Source organism: Bacteroides intestinalis (genome assembly GCF_003464595.1).
GTDB classification, from domain to species: domain Bacteria; phylum Bacteroidota; class Bacteroidia; order Bacteroidales; family Bacteroidaceae; genus Bacteroides; species Bacteroides intestinalis_A.
This window is the reverse complement of record NZ_QRZF01000028.1, coordinates 22,596-47,153: the sequence shown is the minus strand read 5'-3', so window position 1 is coordinate 47,153 and position 24,558 is coordinate 22,596. Positions and strand designations below refer to the sequence as shown.

Annotated in this window: 19 protein-coding genes; 8 read left to right on the top strand and 11 right to left on the bottom strand. The window is 41.9% G+C overall.

The window, feature by feature from the left end; genetic code table 11:
- Positions 1-18: 18 nt before the first annotated feature.
- On the bottom strand, positions 19-1,185 hold the full coding sequence (gene purT, locus DWW10_RS23795; RefSeq protein WP_118222153.1) for a formate-dependent phosphoribosylglycinamide formyltransferase: 1,167 nt from the start codon (positions 1,183-1,185) through the stop codon (positions 19-21).
- A gap of 332 nt (positions 1,186-1,517) precedes the next feature.
- On the opposite strand from purT, the gene DWW10_RS23790 reads away from it, so the two are divergent.
- The 3 genes from DWW10_RS23790 to DWW10_RS23780 all read left to right on the top strand — a co-directional run bounded on the left by DWW10_RS23790 (position 1,518) and on the right by DWW10_RS23780 (position 4,844).
- The gene (locus DWW10_RS23790; protein ID WP_007662897.1) at positions 1,518-1,967 is read left to right on the top strand and encodes a cold-shock protein; all 450 of its coding nucleotides are present in this window, start codon (positions 1,518-1,520) and stop codon (positions 1,965-1,967) included.
- 22 nt (positions 1,968-1,989) lie between these two features.
- The gene (locus tag DWW10_RS23785; RefSeq protein WP_022391641.1) at positions 1,990-2,376 is read left to right on the top strand and encodes an RNA recognition motif domain-containing protein; all 387 of its coding nucleotides are present in this window, start codon (positions 1,990-1,992) and stop codon (positions 2,374-2,376) included.
- A gap of 107 nt (positions 2,377-2,483) precedes the next feature.
- Positions 2,484-4,844 carry a TonB-dependent receptor gene (locus DWW10_RS23780; RefSeq protein WP_259320532.1) on the top strand — a complete coding sequence of 787 codons (2,361 nt, stop codon included), beginning with the start codon at positions 2,484-2,486 and terminating at the stop codon, positions 4,842-4,844.
- A gap of 90 nt (positions 4,845-4,934) precedes the next feature.
- On the opposite strand, the gene DWW10_RS23775 is transcribed toward DWW10_RS23780, so the two are convergent.
- Positions 4,935-6,452, bottom strand: a complete 1,518-nt coding sequence (locus tag DWW10_RS23775) for a DUF4301 family protein (RefSeq protein ID WP_118422309.1) — start codon at positions 6,450-6,452, stop codon at positions 4,935-4,937.
- Between the two features lie 104 nt (positions 6,453-6,556).
- Between DWW10_RS23775 and DWW10_RS23770 the strand changes: the two genes are divergently transcribed.
- Both DWW10_RS23770 and DWW10_RS23765 read left to right on the top strand, forming a co-directional pair.
- Complete coding sequence (locus DWW10_RS23770; protein WP_118222151.1) at positions 6,557-8,779, top strand: RelA/SpoT family protein; 2,223 nt, start codon at positions 6,557-6,559, stop codon at positions 8,777-8,779.
- Between the two features lie 2 nt (positions 8,780-8,781).
- Positions 8,782-9,141 (top strand): diacylglycerol kinase family protein, encoded by a 360-nt coding sequence (locus DWW10_RS23765; RefSeq protein WP_022391566.1) that lies wholly within the window; start codon positions 8,782-8,784, stop codon positions 9,139-9,141.
- A 7-nt stretch (positions 9,142-9,148) separates the two neighbouring features.
- On the opposite strand, the gene DWW10_RS23760 is transcribed toward DWW10_RS23765, so the two are convergent.
- The 3 genes from DWW10_RS23760 to DWW10_RS23750 all read right to left on the bottom strand — a co-directional run bounded on the left by DWW10_RS23760 (position 9,149) and on the right by DWW10_RS23750 (position 11,771).
- On the bottom strand, positions 9,149-10,192 hold the full coding sequence (locus DWW10_RS23760) for an MFS transporter (RefSeq protein ID WP_022391565.1): 1,044 nt from the start codon (positions 10,190-10,192) through the stop codon (positions 9,149-9,151).
- Positions 10,173-10,994 carry a 3-methyl-2-oxobutanoate hydroxymethyltransferase gene (gene panB, locus DWW10_RS23755; RefSeq protein WP_007662906.1) on the bottom strand — a complete coding sequence of 274 codons (822 nt, stop codon included), beginning with the start codon at positions 10,992-10,994 and terminating at the stop codon, positions 10,173-10,175. Before panB ends, DWW10_RS23760 begins: the two co-directional genes overlap by 20 nt.
- Before the next feature lie 129 nt (positions 10,995-11,123).
- A complete protein-coding gene (locus DWW10_RS23750; RefSeq protein WP_022391564.1) occupies positions 11,124-11,771 on the bottom strand; it encodes an HAD family hydrolase in 648 nt (215 codons plus the stop codon).
- A gap of 174 nt (positions 11,772-11,945) precedes the next feature.
- On the opposite strand from DWW10_RS23750, the gene DWW10_RS23745 reads away from it, so the two are divergent.
- Positions 11,946-13,307, top strand: coding sequence for an MATE family efflux transporter (locus DWW10_RS23745; RefSeq protein ID WP_118422310.1), 1,362 nt, complete (start codon positions 11,946-11,948; stop codon positions 13,305-13,307).
- Here DWW10_RS23745 and DWW10_RS23740 read toward each other — a convergent pair.
- The 3 genes from DWW10_RS23740 to DWW10_RS23730 are packed head-to-tail and all read right to left on the bottom strand — an operon-like array spanning position 13,294 to position 18,641.
- Complete coding sequence (locus DWW10_RS23740; RefSeq protein WP_022391562.1) at positions 13,294-15,594, bottom strand: ABC transporter permease; 2,301 nt, start codon at positions 15,592-15,594, stop codon at positions 13,294-13,296. The two genes, DWW10_RS23745 and DWW10_RS23740, sit on opposite strands and share 14 nt — an antisense overlap.
- Positions 15,595-15,622: 28 nt before the next feature.
- The gene (locus DWW10_RS23735; RefSeq protein WP_118422311.1) at positions 15,623-17,932 is read right to left on the bottom strand and encodes an ABC transporter permease; all 2,310 of its coding nucleotides are present in this window, start codon (positions 17,930-17,932) and stop codon (positions 15,623-15,625) included.
- Between the two features lie 25 nt (positions 17,933-17,957).
- A complete protein-coding gene (locus DWW10_RS23730; RefSeq protein WP_118222145.1) occupies positions 17,958-18,641 on the bottom strand; it encodes an ABC transporter ATP-binding protein in 684 nt (227 codons plus the stop codon).
- A 333-nt stretch (positions 18,642-18,974) separates the two neighbouring features.
- Between DWW10_RS23730 and DWW10_RS23725 the strand changes: the two genes are divergently transcribed.
- Positions 18,975-19,781: a metallophosphoesterase family protein gene (locus DWW10_RS23725; RefSeq protein WP_118422336.1), complete on the top strand. Its 807-nt coding sequence runs from the start codon at positions 18,975-18,977 to the stop codon at positions 19,779-19,781.
- The gene (locus tag DWW10_RS23720; protein ID WP_118422312.1) at positions 19,756-20,526 is read left to right on the top strand and encodes a hypothetical protein; all 771 of its coding nucleotides are present in this window, start codon (positions 19,756-19,758) and stop codon (positions 20,524-20,526) included. The genes DWW10_RS23725 and DWW10_RS23720 overlap by 26 nt, the downstream gene beginning before the upstream one ends.
- 252 nt (positions 20,527-20,778) lie before the next feature.
- On the opposite strand, the gene proS is transcribed toward DWW10_RS23720, so the two are convergent.
- From proS to DWW10_RS23705, 3 genes are all read right to left on the bottom strand, one after another.
- Positions 20,779-22,272 (bottom strand): proline--tRNA ligase, encoded by a 1,494-nt coding sequence (proS, locus tag DWW10_RS23715; protein ID WP_022391338.1) that lies wholly within the window; start codon positions 22,270-22,272, stop codon positions 20,779-20,781.
- A 154-nt stretch (positions 22,273-22,426) separates the two neighbouring features.
- A complete protein-coding gene (locus DWW10_RS23710; protein WP_118422313.1) occupies positions 22,427-23,377 on the bottom strand; it encodes an MraY family glycosyltransferase in 951 nt (316 codons plus the stop codon).
- A 35-nt stretch (positions 23,378-23,412) separates the two neighbouring features.
- Positions 23,413-24,432 carry an NAD-dependent epimerase/dehydratase family protein gene (locus DWW10_RS23705; RefSeq protein WP_118422314.1) on the bottom strand — a complete coding sequence of 340 codons (1,020 nt, stop codon included), beginning with the start codon at positions 24,430-24,432 and terminating at the stop codon, positions 23,413-23,415.
- Between the last annotated feature and the right edge of the window lie 126 nt (positions 24,433-24,558).

Sequence of the window (24,558 nt, the reverse complement as noted above, 5' to 3'; positions counted from 1 at the left end):
TCTTATATAAAGTAAATCTTAATATACTTCTACTTTTTCAGCAATACGTTTTGCTTTGTCCCGTAATGCATCCAAATCTGAATTCAGCGGTGCATAACACAATACTACTCCCATACGACGGTTAACACGTGTTGTCGGTTTACCAAAAATGCGAATATAGGTATCCTCTTCTTTTGTCACCTCCTCAATACCCCGATAATTCGGACGTTTCTGGCTGGCAATTGTTGAGAGAATAACAGCACTGGCTCCTATTCTTTCCTGCTTTATATTTGGAATGGGCAGGCCGAGTACTGCACGCAAATGAAGTTCAAACTCATTCAGATTTTGTGTACCGGCTAAAGTCACCATACCCGTATCATGTGGACGCGGAGAAAGTTCCGAGAAATACACTCCATTTTCATGACTCAAGAAAAATTCAACTCCCCAAAGACCGGCACCCGTCAGAGCACGTGTTACTTTTTCAGCCATTTTCTGTGCTTCTTTCAAGTGAGCAGGATCAATGTGAGCAGGCTGGAAACTTTCGCGATAGTCTCCCCCCTTTTGTACATGACCGATAGGAGGACAAAATAATGTAGGACCATTCTTTTGCGTTACAGTAAGCAGAGTTATTTCGCTATCAAACTTTATAAATTCTTCAATAATAAGTTCCTTTATATCACCACGACTACCGTTGCAACCATATTCCCAAGCATGTTCCAGTTCATCCGCACTCTTCACAAGAGACTGTCCTTTTCCTGAAGAAGACATCAATGGTTTCACCACACAAGGAAAACCTATTTTCTCAGAAGCAGCCTTTAACTCATCGAAAGATTTGGCATAAAAATATTTAGCTGTTTTCAAGCCCAATTCCTGAGCAGCAAGATCACGTATAGCCTTGCGATTCATAGTAAAATTCACAGCACGTGCACTGGGTACTACCTGAATACCTTCTTTTTCAAAATCATAAAGACGTTCTGTACGAATGGCCTCAATTTCCGGTACAATAATATCCGGCTGGTGTTTGCGTACTACACGTTCCAAAGCATCGCCGTCAAGCATACTGAACACCTCACATTCATCAGCCACTTGCATGGCCGGCGCTCCGGCATACGAGTCGCAGGCAATGATATATTGGCCTTTACGTTGGGCAGAAATAACGAACTCCTTACCCAGTTCACCGGAACCTAACAATAAAATCTTCTTCATTTTTGCTATGTGTTTATATTAAGAAGCACAAATGTACATAAAAAAATAAGTAGCTACTGCTTTAAATAATTGAAAAAACGAATGGATAGCTCATTTTTATCTGTATCTTTGTACCATAAACAATAGGGTTTATTCTGAAATCTTCTTTGTGCATGTTTGCCTTTGCGGAATTCCGCAAATTATTCCATTCCAAATTTGACCTCATAATCAGCTCCTTTGTTCATTATACGATTTAATTGTTGTATGCTAATCTCAAAATGATTGCATGCTACCATTAGTCAGAAAAACTAAGTGCAGTGTTTTTAAACTGCATAATATATAATAATTTTAGAATGGCAGTAAAAAGAGTAACATCAAGTAAAAGAGACAGAGAAAAAGCGAAACAGAGTAAGCGAGAAGAAAAACAGAAAAGAAAAGAAGAACGCTTGAGCAGCGGTAGCCGTAGTTTCGAAGAGATGCTGGCATACGTAGACGAAAACGGTATTCTTCATTCTACACCCGAAGGTGTAAAGCCTAAAGAAGAAATAGATGCTTCTGAAATAGAAATATCAATTCCTAAAAAAGGCGAAGCAGAAGAAATTCTGCCTTTAAACGGACGCATTGAACATTTTAATGTATCCAGAGGTTATGGTTTTATAAAAGATTTAGGAAGTGGTGAAAAATATTTTTTCCATATTACTTCTGCTCCTGAAGGTATAACGGAAGGAGACAACGTTACATTTGAAATTGAACGCGGTACGCGAGGTATGAACGCCGTGCGGATCTCAATCATTAATAAATAACAATTTTAACTTACAAAAAGAAATGAACATTTATGTTGCAAACTTAAGCTGGAACACAAACAGTGACAGCTTACAGGAATTATTTTCACAGTATGGCGAAGTAACTTCAGCCTACATTATTAACGACAGAGAGACGGGACGTTCACGCGGTTTCGGCTTCGTAGAAATGCCGAATGATGAAGAAGGTCAGAAGGCTATTGACACTCTTAACGAAACAGAATTTGAAGGCAAGAATATCGCAGTAAGCGTAGCTCGCCCTAGAACAGAAAGACCTGCAGGCGGCAACCGTAGTGGTGGTTACGGCGGCGGTAACCGTGGTGGCGGTTACGGCGGTGGCAACCGTGGCGGTGGTTACGGCGGTGGCAATCGTGGTGGTGGCTATGGCGGCGACCGCGGTGGAAGATATTAATCTTACAGCTAAACAACAAATGAGAACTGTTCGGAATAATTTCCGGACAGTTTTTTTTATGCCCCTGTTCCATCTATTATATATCAATAATATCTATATTTGCATATATGGTAACAAGCAAACATATTATACTGACACTTTCACTGCTACTGTGCAATGTGTGTATCTACGCTGCTACAGTCAACTACTCCGTGCGCGGAAAAGTCATTGATAAACAATCTCGGCAACTGGTGGCATATGCCAACATAGTGGTTACAGGTATCCCTGGTAAAGGAGCATCCACAGATTCACTGGGTATGTTCCATATAGAACAAATACCACCTGGAATTTATCGTTTCGAAGCAACGCTGATAGGATATAAAAGTGCTGTAACTTCCGAGTATTTGGTTTCTGCCTCTACACCTTTCATTGAGATTGAGATGGAAGAAGATGAAAATATGCTGGCTGCAATTGTGGTAACCCCCTCCCCTTTTAGGAAAACCGTGGAGAGTCCGGTAAGTATGCGTATTATTGGGTTACAAGAGATAGAAAAAAGTCCGGGAGGAAACCGGGATATTTCGCGAATTGTGCGGGCATATCCAGGTGTATCATTCTCACCTATCGGATACAGAAACGATTTGATTGTACGGGGTGGATCACCCTCTGAAAACCGTTTCTATATGGATGGAATAGAGATCCCAAATATCAATCACTTTGCTACACAGGGAGCATCAGGTGGTCCAGTTAGCATCGTTAATGCAGATTTGATACGGGAAATCAGTTTCTATACCGGAGCATTTCCTGCGGATCGTTCCGGAGCAATGAGTTCTGTATTAGATTTCCGTTTAAGAGATGGTAATCCGGATAAACAGACTTATAAAGCGACCTTGGGAGCTTCCGAAGTATCCTTCAGTGGTAACGGACACCTGAGCGATAAAACGACGTACCTGTTCTCTATCCGACAATCGTATCTTCAATTATTATTCAAGGCATTGGGCCTACCTTTCCTGCCTAATTTCATTGACGGGCAATTCAAACTAAAGACAAAATTATCAGCCCATGATGAACTGACTGTACTGGGTCTGGTAGGAATTGATAAAATGAAACTGAATACGGACGAGAAAGGAGAAGATGCGGAATATATATTAAGTTATCTTCCTACCATTCATCAGGAAACATTCACTGTAGGAGCATCTTATCGCCATTATGCAGGAAAACACGTACAAACACTCACGCTAAGTCATAATTATCTGAATAACCGTAATGTGAAATATCTGAATAACGATGATTCTTCGGAAGATAATCTAACCCTCCGTCTGCGATCTGTAGAGCAAAAGACTACCCTTCGTTTCGAAAATCGAACAAGACTGGGGCAATGGACTTTGAAAGAAGGTGCCGAAGTGAATTATTCTAATTATACCAACCGTACCAAACAACGAATACTCAGTTCCAGTTCTATTTACCACACGGATTTGAACATATTCAGTTGGGGCGGCTTCTTCTCCACAGACTATATCAGCACGAATAAACGGTTCTCCGCTTCAGCAGGTATCCGGATAGATGGCAATAATTACAATCAGGAAATGAAGGAGTTATGGAAGCAACTTTCTCCCCGTTTTTCATTATCCTATGATCTTACCAAGCAATGGGCATTAAGTGGAAGTGCAGGATTGTATTATCAACTCCCCCCATATACAGCTTTAGGATTTAAAGACAATGACGGCATCTATATAAATAAGAACCTTAAATACATGCAGGTTATGGAAACCAGTCTTGGGCTTGACTGGCATTTGGAAGACAGATTGATGATTTCGGCGGAAGGATTCTTCAAACGATATGGACGCATGCCCCTTTCCGTACGGGATAATATTCCATTGGCATGTAAAGGAGATGATTATGGTACTGTAGGTAATGAAGTACTGATTCCTACAGAGCGCGGACGAGCTTATGGCATAGAAACCATGTTGCGTTGGCAAGCACCGGGACAATTTAATTTTGTATCTTCACTCACATTATTTCGTAGTAAATTCCGTGATATCTCCTCTGCGTGGGATAATCGTTTTATCCTCAATGTCAGTGGCACCTACAATCTGCCTCGCCGTTGGAGCATTGGAGGTAAACTCAGTTATATCGGTGGTGCTCCTTATACTCCTTATGATGAAGATAAGTCTTCATTGGTTGAAGCATGGAATGCGCAAGGACGTCCATATTATGATTATTCAAAGTATAATACAGAACGCCTTCCCAACTTTGCCCAATTCGATGTTCGTATAGATAAGTCTTTCTATTTCCATCGTTGCATGGTAGGCTTTTACATTGATATACAGAATATAACAGGAAGCAAACTGAAACAGCAGGATGTGATTATGAGTACAGGAGTTATCGAAAATCCTTCTGCTCCCATTGGAGAACAAAGATATAAAATGAAATATTTAAAGCAGGAAAGTGGAACAGTTTTACCGTCAATTGGACTTACGGTGGAATTCTAATAAAAACACTTGCGGCTGCGTTACCTTTCACTTGTACAAGTGTAAGCTTACACAGCAGCAAGTGTTGACCTACGCAGCCGCAAGTATCATTTATTGATGTTGATCTCTCAGCAAATCATTCACCGTCTTCACCGGATTGAATGTACTTAGAGGCACCTCTACAAATACTGTATTCCAGTCACTCATTGCACCGTTCCACAAACCGGGAAGTTCCAGGGCTTTAAGATCCTTACCATTCTTCGATTTGTAAGAAATAAAACCGGTAGCTTTATCTACGAAATTTGCAAGGTCAAATTTATGACCTTTATAATCACGTACGGCACAAACCAGATCTACAGGATTAAAGTGCGTTCCTTTCTCAAACATTTCTTTCTTCTCCGAATCATCCATATCAATTTGGGAGCTTTCTAGAATTTGCAAAGAAATAGTTCCGTCACTGTTATATGCCAAGAACGGGCCACCACCCGGTTCGCCTACATTCTTCACCATACCGCATACACGCATCGGACGGTTCAACTTCTCTTTCAGATAAAGTACAAGTTCGGCATCTTCCAGATTCTTGGTTTCAGGGTTCTTACAGAAGAGTTTCTTTTGCAGGAATTGCAGTATTTCAATCACCTGTTCATGAGTATATCTGCCACTGTCCAAAAGTTCCAGATAAGCAAATGCCTTTTGTTGCAAAGCAACCAATACTCCGGCAATCAACTTTTTGTAGAGCACAGTATCACCTTTCAGCTTATCGGGCACCACATTATCAATATTCTTAATAAAGATCACATCTGCATCCAGGTCATTCAGATTTTCGATCAATGCACCATGGCCACCCGGACGGAACAGCAACTTACCATTATCACGGAAAGGTTGATTATCCATATCAGCAGCAATCGTATCCGTACTCGGTTTCTGCTCAGAGAAAGTTACATTATAATCTACTCCGTATTTCTTTGCATAAACAGCCGCTTTATCTGCTACCAATGCTTCAAACAAACGGCGGTGTTCGGGAGAAACTGTAAAATGCACATTTACTTTACCATTCTTATTAGCTGCATAGAGCGCACCCTCTACAAGATGTTCTTCCAGCGGTGTACGGTTACCGTCTTCATATCTGTGGAATTTCAGCAGACCTTTCGGCAATGCACCGTAATTCAATCCTGCAGCTTCAAGCAGTGCAGCAACTACGGCTTTATAGTTTCCTTCAGACACCAACGCAGGAATATCTTTTCCAGACATCTTCTCACAGGCAGCATTCAAATCATCATAGAAAGCGAATTTTTCAATCTGTTCAAAGAATGTCTTTTCAAATTTAGTTTCGGGGGTATCATAATCAGCTCCGAGAAATTCGAACAAATTCTTGAACATACGGCTCGCTGCACCTGATGCAGGAACAAACTTCACTACCACCTTATCTGTCCGGGTATAAGCGTCCCATGCATCGAGATAGAGCTTTTGCTCATCTGCTGCAGGAGCCAGAATTCCTTTTTCCAGAGAAGCGGCAGCAGCCAGCTTCAAATATGGAAAACCTTTCTCGAAACAAGCCAGTTGTTCGGCTATCTGTTCTTCTGAGATACCTTTTTGCGTAAGCAACTCTTTGTCTTGCGGTGTTATCATATTATCTATTTTTATTAATTGATTGCCAAAAATACAAAAAAACTGCAAGCCCTATCAAGAAAAAGAAGAAAAAAACTACCTTTACACCACAAAAATGGACGATTATGGAAAGAGATGAATTTTTCACTACTGAAGAGAAGAAATTGCTCTTCTCTCTCTACCGAAAATTATTACAGTTGACCGGTGAGACATTACAGAAGGGCGACTGCAGAAAACTGAAAACACATCTTATCAACTCTATAAAGGATAACCGGGTTCAACGCGACACTTTCGGATTGAATCCACTGGTTAAGGATATGCAGACTGCCGTTATCGTTGCCGAAGAAATCGGAATGAAGCGGGCGTCGATTCTGGGCATTATGTTGCACGAAAGTGTGAGAAACGGAGCTTGTACTCCCGAAGAGGTGCAGGCTGCTTTCGGTGAAGATGTGGCCGGCATTATCCGTGGACTGATACGCGTGAATGAACTTTATTCCAAAAGCCCGACTATCGAATCGGAAAACTTTCGCAATCTGTTGCTCTCCTTTGCGGAAGATATGCGCGTAATCCTGATAATGATTGCTGACCGTGTGAATATCATGCGGCAGATTAAAGATAGCAAGAACGACGAAGCCCGCCGGCAAGTGGCCAACGAGGCTGCATATCTCTATGCTCCCCTCGCTCATAAATTAGGCTTATATAAGCTAAAATCGGAATTGGAAGACCTCTCCCTGAAATATACGGAAAAAGAGGTCTATTACCATATTAAAGATAAACTGAACGAAACAAAAGCATCCCGCGATAAGTATATCGCAGCTTTTATCACCCCGATGCAGAAAAAATTAGAGGACGCCGGACTACATTTCCACATCAAAGGACGTACAAAGTCTATCCACTCCATCTATCAAAAAATGAAGAAGCAGAAATGCCCTTTCGAAGGAGTGTATGACCTGTTTGCCATCCGTATTATTCTGGACTCACCTGTAGACAAGGAGAAGCAAGAATGCTGGCAAGCATATTCCATTGTAACAGATATGTATCAACCCAATCCCAAACGTCTGCGCGACTGGTTATCCGTGCCCAAAAGTAATGGTTACGAATCATTGCACATCACCGTGATGGGCCCTGAAGGTAAATGGGTAGAAGTACAGATACGTACTGAACGCATGGACGATATTGCCGAACGAGGCTTGGCCGCCCACTGGCGCTATAAAGGTGTGAAGGGTGAAACAGGATTGGATGAATGGCTGACTACGGTACGTGAGGCTTTGGAAAATTCAGATAGCAATGGATTGGAAGCTATGGACCAGTTCAAACTGGATTTGTATGAGGATGAAGTCTTCGTGTTCACCCCGAAAGGTGATCTGTTTAAGTTAGGTAAAGGTGCCACAGTGCTGGATTTTGCTTTTCATATCCATAGTAAATTGGGATGCAAGTGTATCGGTGCAAAAGTTAATGGCAAGAATGCGCAACTTCGTCAGGTACTGAACAGTGGTGACCAGGTGGAGATTATGACTTCGAATACCCAGACACCGAAGCAGGACTGGCTGAACATCGTGACTACCTCCAAAGCACGTACCAAGATACGCCAAGCTTTGAAAGAGATGGTTGCCCGGCAGCATGCCTTTGCTAAAGAAACTATTGAAAGAAAATTCAAAAACCGGAAAATAGAGTATGATGAAGCTGTCATGATGCGCCTCATTAAACGCCTCGGTTTCAAAACTGTGACTGATTTCTATCAAAACATTGCCGATGAAACGTTGGATGTAAACGAAATCATCGACAAATACCTGGAGCAACAGAGACGGGAAAATGATACGCATGACGACATTATATACCGTAGTGCTGAGGGATATAACCTGCAGCAAACGCAGAACGATGAAATCACCCGATCAAAAGAAGATGTACTGGTAATCGATCAGGATCTGAAAGGATTGGACTTCAAGTTAGCACGCTGTTGTAACCCGATTTATGGAGATGATGTATTTGGCTTTGTGAGTGTGACCGGTGGCATTAAGATACATCGCAGCGATTGTCCCAATGCCACTCAACTACGAGAACGATTCGGATACCGTATTGTAAAAGCACGTTGGGCAGGTAAATCGCAAGGTACACAATATCCTATAACGCTTCGTGTAGTAGGCCATGATGATATTGGCATTGTAACTAACATCACCTCAATCATATCTAAAGAAAATGATATTTCTCTACGCTCCATCGGCATAGACTCTCATGACGGACTATTCTCCGGCACTATGACAATTATGGTAGGCGATACAGGACGTTTGGAAACACTTATAAAGAAGTTGAGAACAGTAAAAGGAGTGAAACAAGTTTCAAGAAATTGAATATGAAATACGATTTTAAGAAACAAATCCGAAGCTTTGGATACGCCTGGAAAGGCATCCGGCAATGTATTGGGAAAGAACAGAATCTTAGTTTTCACCTGATTACTACAATAATCGTGATAGGTGCAGGTTTCCTTTTCGACATTACACGTACGGAATGGATGATTATTATCCTTTGTATTGGTGTGGTCGTAGCTGCGGAGCTCTTCAATACGGCAATTGAAAGATTGGTGGATCTGGTATCCCCGGAGCGTCATCCCATTGCAGGACAAGTAAAAGATATTGCCGCCGGTGCAGTGCTGGTATGCGCTGTTGCGGCGGCAATCATTGGAGGGATTATTTTTATCCCATATTTGTTTTGACACGGGTTTATCTCACTCGCCTTCTCTTATAATAGGGACGCGTCAGCAGGAAATAAAATAGTAGTGCTACAATGATTCCCACACCTATAATTTTATAGATCAATTGAAAATCTACATAAAAGTGTGGTTTTTCAATGCTTGAACCGTCTTCAAACATAGAATACAGTTCTATGTTGTTTGACAGGAAGCAGCAAACTGCAATACCTATTAAAATTCCCGTTTCCATAGCCAAATGGCAAGTTGTATTTGCTGTTCCACGCTGGCAATGCTGCGAAAGCTTGACGAATATCTTCGTAAGAGGTACTGTAAGTATCACCAAAACAACCAGGAAGAAAGTCGCACTGTAATCCCCATCCTTTATTATAGGTATTACTATCCCCGACACAAAAGCTATCAGCACTACATTGAGGGCAGGCAACCAAGCCCGTGACAGTAAAAAACGGTCGATATTACAACGTCCTATACCTATAGGTGCACGGAAAGCAACATACACCCGCAATGCAAACAGTATACTAAATATACCGCACAATGCGGAAAGATACACTACCATGCTGAAGCCTTTGAGCTGGAACATCCATATTCCTACTCCCACTCCTACCAACATACCCAGACGAGCCGCCAAAGCATATGTCATATTCCCTGCGCTACGGCGCGGAGAATTTGTAATATCAATAGCAACTGTAATTCCCGCTGTGGCTGCTAATCCGAAAGCTCCTCCCTGCACAACGGCAAGTAACAGCAATTTCGTTAAAGTATCAGCAAATAGATAACCCACCGTCGCTGCTAACATTATAAATGTGGAGTAGACAAGCACGTGCTTTCGCTTATACGCATCTCCCAGATATGCATGAAATGGTCCTACAAGGAACATACCCACCGCAAACACCAAAAACATACTACCCACCTGTACAGTAGAAATGCCTAAGCGTGACACCATCACCGCAGGCAGTACCGGGAATAGCATATATAGGGATGCAAAAAGCAGGAAATTAGCCATGCATATCCGCATAAATCCCAGCGACCAAAGATTATCAATATTGCTCTTTCTCATTCGGGAAGTCTAAGTTCTTCACATCAGATATATAACGGCTTATAGCGTCAGTCATTATCGTATGCAAATCGGCATAACGACGTAAGAAACGGGGACGGAAACCATTATTCATACCCAGCATATCCTGAATTACCAGCACCTGTCCGTCTACTCCACCACCGGCACCAATGCCGATAATAGGAATAGTAAGTTCACTTGCCACACGTTCTGCCAATTCCGCCGGGATTTTCTCTAACACAATGGCAAAGCATCCTGCCTCTTCCAGCAGATGGGCATCACGTACCAATTTCTCAGCTTCGGTATCATCCTTGGCACGAACAGTGTAAGTACCATACTTATTGATAGATTGCGGCATCAGTCCCAGATGTCCCATAATAGGAATACCTGCACTCAGAATGCGCTTTACAGTACCTATTATTTCTTCGCCACCTTCCAGTTTCAAAGCATCTGCATGACTCTCTTTCATAATGCGGATGGCAGAAGCAAGCCCTTCCATCTCATTGCCCTGGTAAGAGCCGAAAGGCATATCCACTACAACCATAGCACGTTTTACTCCACGAACTACGGACTTAGCATGATAGATCATCTGATCAAGGGTGATCGGAAGTGTCGTCACATTACCAGCCATTACATTACTGGCAGAATCACCCACAAGAATTACATCCATACCTGCACCATCCACAATCTGTGCCATAGTGTAATCATAGGATGTCAACATAGAAATTTTTTCGCCTCTTTGCTTCATTTCAACAAGGCGATGAGTGGTCACTTTACGAGTGTCATCTGAAATATATCCAGCCATAATTTCATTTACAATTTAATCATTTACAATGTACAATTTTGACTGTGTACAGATACACGTTGCAAATCATATATCGTAAATTGTAGTTCGTACTTTTATTTATCGCCGCAAAGGTAATCCTTTTTCCCTTTACTTGTGCAATTCTGTTAATTTATCGTAAGTGAATCCCTGGAAATCATCCAGAACATAGTGGCACAACGGGGTAATTTCTTCTCGTGAATTAGTGGTAGCCAGACCAATAACTGTAGCACCGGAAGCCATTCCGGCTTTCAGACCATTAAAAGAATCCTCAAAAACATAAGTCGTTTCCGGAGTAGTGTCAAATACTTCCATACCAAGCAGAAAACAATCGGGTGCAGGTTTAGAGGCAGTGAACATTTCTGCTGTGAGAATACGGTCGAACATACTTTTAATTTCAGGTTTAGCACGGTATACAGCTTCCATTTTCTTATCATTGGAGCTGGTAACTACAGCCATTTTCACACCATTACGGTGAAGATCGGCAATAAATTCCTCCACCCCGGGAACAAAATCGTATGACATATCCTGTTCGAAGCGGTCGAGACCTACAGTGATTTCCTCTCTCTCTTTTGTCATACCGGGAAAGAAGGTATCGTAGATATACATCAGGGTCTGCCCCTTTACACGACTTTCCAGATCTTCCATACCTAAGTAATCTACTCCCATTTTATGCCAAAAAACGCTGTACTGCGTCTCTGTGTCGACAACGACACCGTCGAAATCGAAGAGAACGGCGATGTTTTTAGTTTCAGCCATATAAACTTTCTTTTACCTTATAATGTTAATACCTTATCTATTACGATACAAAGGTCAGAATAATCCTTGAACCGAGCAAATAAATGAGTAACTTTGCTGCGAATACCAGATACGCGGACGACATGGACCAGAGCGGACGAACGCGGACTCATCACTTTCTTTAGATAAATAGTTATGGATAATAACCCTCACATATTAGGTACCGAGAGCATCGGAAAACTGCTGTTACAGTATTCCATACCCGCTATTATCGGCATGACAATAACTTCTCTGTACAACATTATCGACAGCATTTTCATAGGTCATGGTGTAGGTGCAATGGGTATTGCCGGATTAGCTATTACATTCCCTTTGATGAACCTCGTGGTAGCATTCTGTACGCTGGTATCAGCAGGCGGTTCTACCATTTCATCCATCCGTCTGGGGCAAAAAGATTTAGACGGAGCAACTGAGGTATTGGGAAATACGCTGATGTTTTGTCTGATTAATGCAGTAGTATTCGGTGGACTTGCTTTTCTGTTTCTGGATGATATATTGAGATTCTTCGGTGCCAGTTCCGAAACATTACCTTATGCACGTGACTTCATGCAGATTATCCTGGCAGGAACCCCAATTACTTATACAATGATCGGGCTAAACAATATTATGCGTGCCACAGGATATCCTAAAAAGGCGATGTTGACTTCCATGGTAACAGTGGTCTGTAACATCATCCTTGCTCCTATCTTCATTTTCCATTTTGACTGGGGAATTCGTGGAGCAGCTACGGCAACCGTTATTTCACAGTTCATCGGTATGGTATGGGTGGTGAAGCATTTCCTTGATAAGGATAGTTTCGTTCGTTTTCGTCCGGACTTCTGGAAATTGAGAAAGCGCATCATCAGTAGCATCTTTTCAATCGGTATGTCTCCTTTCCTGATGAATGTATGTGCCTGTGTCATTGTGATTATCATCAACAACACATTACAACGTCACGGAGGCGATATGGCCATCGGAGCTTACGGTATCATCAATCGCCTGCTTACACTCTATATAATGATTGTATTAGGTCTGACTATGGGTATGCAACCAATTGTTGGATATAACTTCGGAGCACAGAAACACGACCGTGTGAAGCAAACGTTGAAACTGAGCATCCTGACCGGTGTGTGTATCACGAGCAGTGGCTTCCTTATTTGCGAACTTTTCCCACATGCAGTATCCGCTATCTTCACAAACGATCAGGAACTGATTGACATTGCTTCTCGCGGTGTCCGCATCTGCGTGCTGATGTTCCCATTGGTGGGCGCACAGATTGTAATCGGTAATTTCTTCCAAAGTATAGGAAAAGCTAAAATCAGTATATTCCTTTCGCTCACCCGGCAACTTTTATATCTGCTTCCCGGTCTGATCTTCTTTCCCCGTTTCATGGGACTGGATGGAATCTGGACCAGTATGCCCGTTGCCGATTTCTTTGCTTTCCTGACAGCACTCACAGTACTGTGTATATATATACGAAAGGTTACCCGAACACAGGAAACAGTTACTCACTCTTAATACTCTTCACCGGATTCTCATTAGCAATGTGCCATGCCTTAATTATGACACACATGATAATAAACATAAGCAGAGTCACAGCAACACCCATATACCCCATTACAGGCAAGGAAATAGTATCCCTAAACTGACTGATCCAAACTTCACCGGCTTTGAATGCTCCGATTGTACCAATCGTTACAGCCGGAATTGCCAACCACAAGACATCACGCGTCAGTAGGCGCAGCACACCGCTCACTTCTGCCCCATTCACCTTACGAATAGCTATTTCCTTGGAGCGCAAACGAATTTCATCATTTACATAACCAATGAGCCCCATAAGAATGATAAACAAGATTGTAACAGATGCCAATAAAGTGACATCACGGAATATGCGAACGGATTCCGAATAACTTCGCATCTCTTTTTCCATTGAACGAAACAGTAACTCATTCTGCGGATACACATGCTGCATCTCTTCATTCAGCCGGATAAGATTATCGTCAAAAGGCTTCTTCAGGCGCACATGTAGAGTGCTTTCTATGCCTTCCGTCCAAGCTATCATAACCGGATCGCTATCATCCGGTGCAAGAGGAAAACTGAACGAATCCAAAATGCCTACTACTGTACCCAGATCATTTACGTGTTCACCTATACCGGTACCCTCCCATTTCATCTTTTCTACAAAAGTGCGGTTTACAAGCAATTGTCCACTACCCGATAAGTTTTTACCTGCTTTAAGTCGTAAGCCGATAAAGTCCAGATAATCCGTATCGAATATAGAAAAGCGAGGAGAAAAAAGCCGGTTTCCTTGATTATCAGTCACCATGTGAGGAGCATAAAAACCCAGTAACGATGCACTGGCAGAAGCCACAGACTCTACATAGGGTAATCCTAAAAGAACACTACGCAAGTTATCCGGATTTTCTAATCGTTGGTAAACGTATGCAACGCGTTCAGGACGGAAACCACGATCACGTCCGGTTGCATAATTATATTGTATAAATACCACCAGCATCATGCCCAGTATAAATGCCGCACCTCCAAACTGTATGAATAATAGTACCCGCTTCCAACCACGACGTCCGGAAGTATAGCGATGGAACACTTGCGTCACCGGTATACGCGAAAACAAAATACCAGGCAAACATCCTCCCAACAGAAATAAGAGAGCAACTACAGACAAAGGTGCCCACAAGTTCTGCCAGGCAAAGAGAACACTCAACGGAATAGATGCCAGTTCTTCCATTTTTTCATGGAAAACATACACCAACACTCCTATCAATAATAGTGCCAGTAGAATCACTACCGCTGTCTCCATCAGAAACATGGAGAAAATGCTGCGTTCGGATGCTCCACTGCACTTGTGTACACCAATGGATTTTGCACGTTGCGTCAGTGAAGCTATCGATATTAATACATAATTTAGTGTTGTTGTGAAAAGTAGCACTACTCCGAGCAATGCCATGATCCAGATCATTTTCCGTACCGTCGGCTTGGCAAGGTGCAGACTACGCATAGGATCCACAGTAACTTTCAGTTCCAATCCGCTCTCTTCCGGAATATGACGGGCAATAGCAACTGAAAGATGCTTATTCAATTTATTAGCATTAGCAGGATTTCGTAAACGTACGTATCCGTCGTAATTGCCGCCACTGTTCCAGCCTAAAGACCAACGGGTATGCCGTTCGATGCTGGGAAAAGAGACAATAGCTTCAGGACGGGTATATAATTCTGTATTCAGTGGCACATCAGCATAGACACCTTTTACGAGCATAGGTACCGTAGTACCACCAATTGAGTAATTCAATGTCTTCCCTAATGGTGACTCACTGCCGAAAATAGTGCGTGCCGATGTATGAGACAAGAATATTGCATCCGGATTTGCCAATTCCTGTGGATTTCCCTTCAGTACTTCGATACCGAGGGTGGCAAAGTAAAGAGTATCTGCCATCACTGTAGGCAACATGAACTTATGTTCTCCCAAGCGATACTCCTTACCAAAAAGAGAACAGCTGGTAGTAGCACTCTGTACCTCATCAGGAAATTCCTCTGCAATGGTAGCAGGAATGGTTTGGATGGTATTATATCCCTCTCCACCACTCAACACTCCCTTATTCATCCAACCGGTCTTGACTATGTAAAGATTCTCCGGTTCATGATAGAAATTATCAAAACTCAACTCGAAAGCAATACGTGCAAAAAGGAAAACAGACATCAGTAGCCCTAATGACAAAGAAATAACTTTAATGATATTTGATCCGCGTCCGCGAAGCAAATTTTGCAGGGTATAATAAAGGTGTCTCATAATGATAACTTTTATCTATTATAATAATTTATTCGCTCTTAATACTCTTCACCGGATTTTCATTCGCTATCCGCCATGACTTCCAGATGACGCAAGCAACAATAAATAACAGGATAACCAATGCTATCAGCACATATACCGGCCACGAAAGAGGCACCTGTGCAGCAAACTGATCCATCCACATCTCGTTGACGTATGCCGAGGCAATAATACCGATAATGACAGCCGGTCCCGCTACATAAAGGACATCCTTCGAAAGTAACTCCAATATCCCCGAAGATTCCGCTCCATTCACTTTACGAATAGCAATTTCTTTGGAACGACGGCGCACTTCATCCGTAGTATAACCGATCAAGCCCATCAGCATGACGAAGAACATGGTTACCGCCGCCAATATTGTAGCATTGCTAAAGACACGAACCGGATTATACCGTTCCAATATTCGTTGTTCCAATCCGGCAAAGTCAATCGTTTTGTCCGGATAAGCTTCGTTTACGTCTTTGTTCAGACGCCGTAAATTCTCAGCAAAAGGTTCTTTGAGACGCACATGGACAGTATTACCGAAAGTACGGGTATATCCGAACATTATGACATCCTGTGGCTGGTAATAGGAACCGATATGAAAATCTTTCAATATACCTACTACTTTAAAATTTTTGCCTTCTGTACGTAACGGGTGATTCAAAGCCTTGTCTCCCCAACGCATTCTCTCCGCAAAAGCCTCATTCACTACTATTTCATCTGCTGCACGTGGAGCACGACCTTCCTTCATCGTCATACCCATCATTTTAAAGTAGTCTTCAAGAGCAAAACTGTAGCGTGTCGAGAAGAGGGACTGTCCACTTTCACCTTCAATCATTGAGCCACTATAGCTCCAGATAGGGGTACTGACCGCAGAAGAAACTTCTTCGACATAAGGTAAACCACGGAAAAACTGCAATGCCGGTCCACTCTCCTCCTCACTACCAAAATAAGCATTCCCCACCGCTACACGCTGCGGATTATATCCCATATCTTTATCTTTCACATAATTGTACTGCGCCATCACCACATACATCAGTCCACAGATAAAGGCCACACCTGCGAATTGGATAAAAAGTAATGGACGTTTCCACCCCTTCTTACCTTCCGTATAGCGACGAAAAACCTGCGACACCGGTATCCGCGCAAATAATCTGCCTGGCAATACTCCCCCCACAACAAAAAGAACCAACACTACAGCGAGCGGTACCCAAATACGATCGGGTGCAAAAAGTACACTCAGTTTAGCTGCGGTAGTATCTTCTATAAACTCCTGAAAATTAAGCAATATCAGTCCCATTAACACCAGAGCCAGTACAATGATAATACCTGTCTCCAGAAGAAACATTGAGAATACAGTACCTCCGCTTGCACCACTACACTTATGTACTCCCACCGCTTTTGCGCGGTAAGTAAGCGAGGAGATGGATATCAATACATAGTTTAGTGCTGCAATAAAAAGAATTGCAAAAGCCAGGATACTCATAATGCTATCCATCCGTTTCACCTGGTCTTCGTTTCGATATACATCACGGATGGGTTTGACAAAAGCTGTATAGCCATAAGCTTTCTTATCCTCTTCCGGACGATATTTCTGTATCATGTCATCCAGTCGGGCATTGATAATCTCTTTATCAGCTCCCGGACGGAAACGGATATATTCGTAGTAACTGTCTCCCCCACGCCAGGAATAGTTACCCCAACTGCGACTCCAGGCTGTGGGCATAGATACAACTCCCTCGGGACGCATCGTAGTGTTTTCTGGTAAAGCAGCATAAGTCCCCTTCACTGTAAATGTTATTTCTTTATTGTAGCTCAGCACTTTTCCAATAGGGTTTTCGCCGCCGAAGATTTTCTGTGCCAAGCGGTCGCTCAGAAAAATAACATCCGGTTGTACCAGTTCATTCTCCGGATTTCCGCTCAGTACCTCAATACCCATAGTTCGGAAAAAGAGTGAGTCTGCCAACAGGATCTCGTCATCGAAACGAACACTGCCATTATACAACGGACCACCGAGAAAATAGGCGATACTGGTAGCTGCTTCCACTTCTTTCGGGAAGTTTTCCAATATGGCACCTGCCACGGGGCCACAGTTTTGCTTTTGAGGCTCAAACTGTTCACCATCAGCTGAAAAAATAGAGAATATCTGATATAAATTGTCATAGTCTTTGTAGAAGGTATCGTAACTTTGTTCAAAAGCCACACGGGAAAACAGCAAAATACTCATCGTCAATCCCAATCCAAGGGAAATAACTTTGATAATATTCGAGCCGCGCCCACGTAGTAAGGTCCTTATGACATAATATAATTGTTTCATGATCTAATCTGTAATAATCGTAAACTTACATTTCCTGTGCTGCAACACTTGCCACTATACTGCCATCGAACAAATGAATCGTACGATGGGCGAAAGAAGCATCGTGCTGGGAGTGTGTCACCATGATAATGGTAGTTCCTTCCCGGTTCAACTCCGTCAGCAGGTTCATTACTTCTGCACCGTTCTTAGAATCCAGGTTACCGGTCGGCTCATCGGCAAGTATCAGCTTAGGATTAGTAACCACGGCGCGGGCAATGGCTACACGCTGCTGCTGACCACCGGAAAGCTGTTGTGGAAAGTGTTTGGCACGATGACTGATATTCATTCGTTTCAGTATTTCTTCCACCATCCGGCGACGTTCGGAAGCTTTGATACCAAGATAAGTCAAAGGCAATTCCACATTTTCATATACATTCAGTTCGTCTATCAGATTGAAACTTTGAAAGACAAAACCCAGTTTACCTTTACGAACGCGTGTACGCTCTTTTTCTTTCAGGTTTCCTACTTCCTGTCCCAGAAGTTTATATGATCCTTCCGTCGGATTATCCAGTAATCCCAGAATATTCAACAGGGTTGATTTTCCGCAACCTGACGGTCCCATAATAGCTGCAAACTCCCCCTCTTTCACTTCGAGGTTCACGTGGTTCAATGCTACTGTTTCCACTTCCGATGTACGGAATACTTTACTGATGTCATTAATTTCAATCATGATGTTCTTTAAATTATGAGTTATTAGTTATTTCTTTTAATCTACTCTTTAGCATATTAAGATTAATACACGCAATACTTTAACTATATAAATGCAGAAAGCGTGCCAAAACTTAAAATCCGTTTATTATCAAGAAATTAGCTTTCCAAGCCCAGCCATCAAGTGTCTAATAATTAGACACCTCCGTCTAAAAAATAGACAAGCACCGGATAATCAGTGTAGCATGAAAGGACAGAAAAAAGGAATATAAGACAATCATTAATCAAAAAGAAAACTCTATCTTTGCATCCAGTTTTCAATATAGAGGTTATATATACTATTAATATCATTCACATGAAACTATCTAAACTCTCATTCATCCCGCTCATAGGTCTGTTTATGGGCAGTTGCGACATGATAGACTACCATCCTTATGATGTGCGTATCAGTGGTCCGACGGATATAAACAATCGCAATATAGCAAAAATAGAAGCCAATTGTAAGGACAAGACGACAATCCGTTTTGTTACCATGGGCGATTCACAACGTTGGTATGATGAAACTCAGGATTTTGTCAATCACCTCAATAAACGAGATGACATTGATTTTGTCATCCATGGCGGAGATTTCAGTGATTTTGGTGTCACAGACGAGTTCCTGTGGCAACGTGATATCATGAATAAACTGAAAGTTCCTTATGTTGGTCTCATAGGTAACCATGACTGTCTCGGTACAGGTGAAGAAACTTATCGCGCCATTTTCGGTGAGCCCAATTTCTCATTTATTGCCGGTCGCATCAAATTCGTTTGTCTGAATACCAATGCTCTCGAGTTCGATTACTCCCGTCCTATTCCTGACTTTGACTTCATCAATGCTCAGTTGGAAGACCGCCACGAAGAGTACGACCGTACCATCTTCTCCATGCATATACGTCCATTCTGTTTTGAGTTCAATAATAACGTAGCTCAGGTCTTCCAATATAGCATTAAAAGATTTCCCGGTTTATTATTCTGTACGGCAGCTCACGAACATCATGTATTCGAAGAGGATCTTTTTGATGATGGCGTGATGTACTACATGAGTGATTGCATGAAAAACCGTAGCTATTATATATTCACTGTAACTCCCGACGGATATGAGCGCGAAGTGGTCTATTATTAAAGCATTAATATGCTTCCTTCTTGTCTATTCGTCAACCGGCCATGCACAGGAAGTGGAAACAATAAATACAGAGCCGGGCCAAGTGTTCAGGGATACTATTATCATTGTGAAATATGATACGGTATGGTTAGAAAAAGAGAAAACTAAAATAGATAGCGCCGATATTAGTGAGAAACGTTCCAGCCGTTATGATAAGCGTGTCCATCGTTACCGGAAACATTGGGAAAGTCTGATACCGACTCATACCAAACTGCAATTTGCCGGTAATATGGGATTGCTGTCACTGGGTACCGGATGGGATTATGGTAAACGAAATCAGTGGGAAACGGATATCCTCTTTGGTATCCTGCCTAAATATGATTCCAAACGTACCAAAATCACCATGACCCTGAAACAGAACTATATGCCTTGGAGCATCTCACTTGGACAAGATTTTGCAGTTGAACCTCTTGCTTGCGGTATGTATCTAAATACCGTATTCGGAGGTGAATTCTGGGCACATGAACCCGACCGTTATCCGAAAGGTTACTATGGTTTCTCATCCAAAATACGTATCCATATTTTCCTAGGTCAACGGTTGACTTACAACATACCTCCACGCTGGCGCCTGGGAGCAAGAGCTGTCACTTTCTTCTATGAGATAAGTACATGCGACCTGTATGTGGTAAGTGCATTCCTTAACAAATATCTGAAACCGAAAGATTACCTCAGTTTATCATTCGGCCTGAAAACACAGTTGTTCTAACCTTCTATAAACACAAAGTCATGTCTGCATCACGCAGGCATGACCTCAAGAGAATTTATGGAATAGAATACATACGATAATCATTTCTATTCAGTTTCATATCTAATTCCTTGCTTTTTTATTACGCTGCAAAGATAGAGGTTTGATATTACGGAAGCATGTACAGAGTATGACAATCCTGTAAAAAGCAAAAAGGACTGCATCCTCCTATACGGAAGTGCAGCCCTCTCCTATTATCTTAATGATATCTTATTAATATGAACGGGCAAACAAAGCGCGGCAAGCCGACGGTTTACCGGTCACCATACAGATACCCGGTTCTTTATCATCATCCAGGAAAGTTTCGAAAGGAATACAGCGGATAGTAGCCTTTGTATCTTCCTTGATCTTCTCTTCAGTTTCGGTAGTACCATCCCAGTGAGCAAGGATAAAGCCACCTTCTTCAATCTTTTCCTTGAATTCGTCGTAACTATCTACTTTCGTGATGTGAGAGTTACGATAGTTGAGAGCCTTCTGGTAAACATTTGCTTGAATTTCTTCCAACAGATCTTTTACGTATTCCTCGATACCATCGCAAGAACGGGTTTCTTTTTCCAGCGTATCGCGGCGCATTACTTCCATTGTATTGTTTTCCAGATCACGACCACCCATCACAAGACGTACAGGTACACCTTTCAATTCATAGTCTGCAAACTTGAAGCCCGGACGTTTGTTATCGGCATTATCATATTTCACCGAAATACCCATAGATTTCAGTTTAGCAACGATACCGGCTACCTTCTCATCAATCTTCTGCAGCATCTCTGCATTCTTATAGATAGGCACGATAACCACCTGTATCGGAGCCAAATGAGGAGGCAGTACAAGTCCGTTATCATCAGAGTGAGTCATGATCAGTGCTCCCATCAAACGGGTAGATACCCCCCATGAAGTAGCCCAAACATATTCCATTTTATTTTCCTTGTTCACGAACTGCACATCAAATGCCTTGGCAAAATTCTGTCCAAGGAAGTGAGACGTACCACTTTGCAGAGCTTTTCCGTCCTGCATCATGGCTTCGATAGTGTAAGTATCCAATGCACCGGCAAAACGTTCATTGGCAGATTTCACACCTTTCACTACAGGAACAGCCATATATTTTTCGGCAAATTCGGCATATACGTTCAGCATACGTACTGCTTCTTCTTCAGCTTCTTCACGAGTGGCGTGTGCTGTATGTCCCTCCTGCCACAGGAATTCTGCAGTACGCAGGAAGAGGCGGGTACGCATTTCCCAACGCATCACGTTCGCCCATTGATTACACAAAATAGGCAGATCGCGATAAGAATTAATCCAGTTCTTATAAGTATTCCAGATGATGGTTTCAGAAGTTGGACGGATAATCAGTTCTTCTTCCAGTTTAGCTTCCGGGTCTACGATTACTCCGCTACCGTCAGGAGCATTTTTCAGACGATGGTGTGTTACTACTGCACACTCCTTGGCAAAACCTTCCACATGTTCCGCTTCACGGCTAAGGAAAGACTTCGGAATCAGCAAAGGGAAATAGGCATTCACGTGTCCTGTTTCCTTAAACATATCATCCAGCTGACGCTGCATTTTCTCCCAGATAGCGTATCCGTAAGGTTTGATCACCATACAGCCACGCACAGCCGATTGTTCTGCCAGATCGGCCTTCACCACCAACTCATTATACCACTGCGAATAATTCTCGCTGCGTTTGGTCAGGTCTTTTAATTCTACTGCCATTTTATTTCGTTTTTTAAAGTTTTTTCGGATGTGTCTATTAAACAGTCGGCAAAAGTACAAAAAATTGCGTGAATAGTGCGTTTGATAAACGCACTATTTTAAAAAAGCCGCTATCCGGATGATTTCGGGATGGCGGCTTTCATTTATTGATTTTCTATGATGATTGATGCAATCCAAAATATTTATTCATAAAACAGATATAAAAGAGGCTTAACAGCAGAATCGTACCGAACAGATACCAATAACCATAATCCAAACACATTATATATCCCACAATTACAATAGCCTGCACTGCCATATAAACAAGCGAAACCCTCACATGTGGCATTTTTAATTCATTCGCCATCAATTGGTACATGTGTTTCCGATGAGGCAAACTAATATTCTCATGAAGTATCAGGCGATGAATAATCGTCAGAACACTATCTACCCCATAAACTGCCAATAAAATTATCCAGCTGAAATCTTCTGTTTTAATAATGAGTCTCCCTATCAGAAAAAGAAGAATAAAAGCGATACTGACCGAACCGACATCACCCGCAAAACACTTAGCTTTCTTACGGAAATTAAAAAAGCAAAAGACCAAAACTGAACAAAGAACGGTATTAATCAAAGCCGGTTCAACAAAAGTAGTAATCTCAGAATTGATATAAGTTAGTGCACCGAGGATAACCAATGAATAACCACCAGTGATACCATTGATGCCATCCATAAAGTTATAAGCATTGATGATGCCCGTGCAAATAATCAAAGCTATGATAACCCACCACCAAGAAAGCGAAAACAAGCCCCACTGGTAAAATATTAAAGCCATAGCAGTAAAGTGAAACACCAACCTCAAACCTTGAGAAGTAGAACGAATATCATCTACAAAACTGATAAATGTTATTAAAGTCAATGCCAGCATAAACCATGGATACTCCCAATGACTACTCAGGAAATAAACCAAAGCTCCACAATAGAAGATAATTCCGCCGCCACGCAAAGTTATCCGTGAATGAGAACTACGCTCATTGGGCTTATCAATGATATTAAACTTATCAGCCACTCTAAAATAAAAAAGTTCTGTTATAAAAAGCAGAACTAATATAATGATATAATACACGATTTACAATTTATAAGTAGGTTAGAAACTCCGTATTACTCTGTGCTTTCCGTGGTAAAACTGCGAATCGTTTTCATTATTCCATCCGCTGCACGGACAGGCATCCTGTTAATACCAAGGGCAGATTTTATTTTCTCATTACTTACCACGTAATTCTCAGTCAGTTTTCTCAACCGCTCTGTATTCAAAGGTAGATGAAGCAGCGTACCCAATCCTGCGCAAACCTCCATCATTTTCCTGTTCATTTTCCAGATGTGAGGCTTCTTACCCATAGCTTTACACATAAGGGCTATCAGTTCATTCGTAGATAGAACTTCATCATCACCCATGTGATAAATACCACTCGCTACGTCTTTAGTCAATAAACCTTCTACTACATAGCAAAGATTATCCACAGAAGTAAATGACCGCTTATTCTCAAAATCTCCCAAAGGCCAGGGAATCCCTTTCTTCACTACATTATAGAGTAAATTCAGATTACCTTTATTACCCGGACCGTGAATCATACAAGGCCTCAATATATACACTTGTTTACCGGAGTATTTTCCATTCTCTTCCTCTCCAGAGATGGAGTAGCCGTAGGGGCAGGTGGTAGATAAAATAAAATGTTCCTTTATATAATTCTCCGCTGCAATCTTACTCTCTCCGTAAGGTCCCACCGGTGTCGGTATCACATCCTCCCTTAGCACATTCCCCACTACACTATCAGCAGCAGCCTTCACAGAGCTAAATAATACAAATTTCTTCGCTTTAGATTTCAAAAAGAAATCAAAAATCTTCTGGGTCAATCCTGTATTGATATCAAAATATACCTGTGCAGCCGATTGATTTTTCGTATCATGGGCTTTACCGGCCAAATGAACGATAGCATCAAACTGTGGCAATTGCTGCATCGGAAAAGTAGTCGTTTCGATATCTTTCCAAGAGAAAGTTTTCATCACTCCTTCTTTCTTTGGTGTAATAATATCAAGCCCATAAAGGACATGATGATCCTTTAAAGACACAACAAGATTGGAACCCACGAAACCGTGAATTCCCGTAATAAGAATATTCATAAAAATTGCAGAAATAAAAAAATGAATACTTATTGTTTAATAAGAAAATCTTGTGGTCGACAATATTCTTGTCGGCCATCCCATATTATTATCACTTCAATTCTATCCTCATAAGTAAACATGTTT

Coding starts and splice junctions, on each gene's coding strand:
- purT (WP_118222153.1), bottom strand. CDS start 1,185: ATGAAGAAGATTTTATTGTTAGGTTCCGGTGAACTGGGTAAGGAGTTC.
- DWW10_RS23790 (WP_007662897.1), top strand. CDS start 1,518: ATGGCAGTAAAAAGAGTAACATCAAGTAAAAGAGACAGAGAAAAAGCG.
- DWW10_RS23785 (WP_022391641.1), top strand. CDS start 1,990: ATGAACATTTATGTTGCAAACTTAAGCTGGAACACAAACAGTGACAGC.
- DWW10_RS23780 (WP_259320532.1), top strand. CDS start 2,484: ATGGTAACAAGCAAACATATTATACTGACACTTTCACTGCTACTGTGC.
- DWW10_RS23775 (WP_118422309.1), bottom strand. CDS start 6,452: ATGATAACACCGCAAGACAAAGAGTTGCTTACGCAAAAAGGTATCTCA.
- DWW10_RS23770 (WP_118222151.1), top strand. CDS start 6,557: ATGGAAAGAGATGAATTTTTCACTACTGAAGAGAAGAAATTGCTCTTC.
- DWW10_RS23765 (WP_022391566.1), top strand. CDS start 8,782: ATGAAATACGATTTTAAGAAACAAATCCGAAGCTTTGGATACGCCTGG.
- DWW10_RS23760 (WP_022391565.1), bottom strand. CDS start 10,192: ATGAGAAAGAGCAATATTGATAATCTTTGGTCGCTGGGATTTATGCGG.
- panB (WP_007662906.1), bottom strand. CDS start 10,994: ATGGCTGGATATATTTCAGATGACACTCGTAAAGTGACCACTCATCGC.
- DWW10_RS23750 (WP_022391564.1), bottom strand. CDS start 11,771: ATGGCTGAAACTAAAAACATCGCCGTTCTCTTCGATTTCGACGGTGTC.
- DWW10_RS23745 (WP_118422310.1), top strand. CDS start 11,946: ATGGATAATAACCCTCACATATTAGGTACCGAGAGCATCGGAAAACTG.
- DWW10_RS23740 (WP_022391562.1), bottom strand. CDS start 15,594: ATGAGACACCTTTATTATACCCTGCAAAATTTGCTTCGCGGACGCGGA.
- DWW10_RS23735 (WP_118422311.1), bottom strand. CDS start 17,932: ATGAAACAATTATATTATGTCATAAGGACCTTACTACGTGGGCGCGGC.
- DWW10_RS23730 (WP_118222145.1), bottom strand. CDS start 18,641: ATGATTGAAATTAATGACATCAGTAAAGTATTCCGTACATCGGAAGTG.
- DWW10_RS23725 (WP_118422336.1), top strand. CDS start 18,975: ATGAAACTATCTAAACTCTCATTCATCCCGCTCATAGGTCTGTTTATG.
- DWW10_RS23720 (WP_118422312.1), top strand. CDS start 19,756: ATGAGCGCGAAGTGGTCTATTATTAAAGCATTAATATGCTTCCTTCTT.
- proS (WP_022391338.1), bottom strand. CDS start 22,272: ATGGCAGTAGAATTAAAAGACCTGACCAAACGCAGCGAGAATTATTCG.
- DWW10_RS23705 (WP_118422314.1), bottom strand. CDS start 24,432: ATGAATATTCTTATTACGGGAATTCACGGTTTCGTGGGTTCCAATCTT.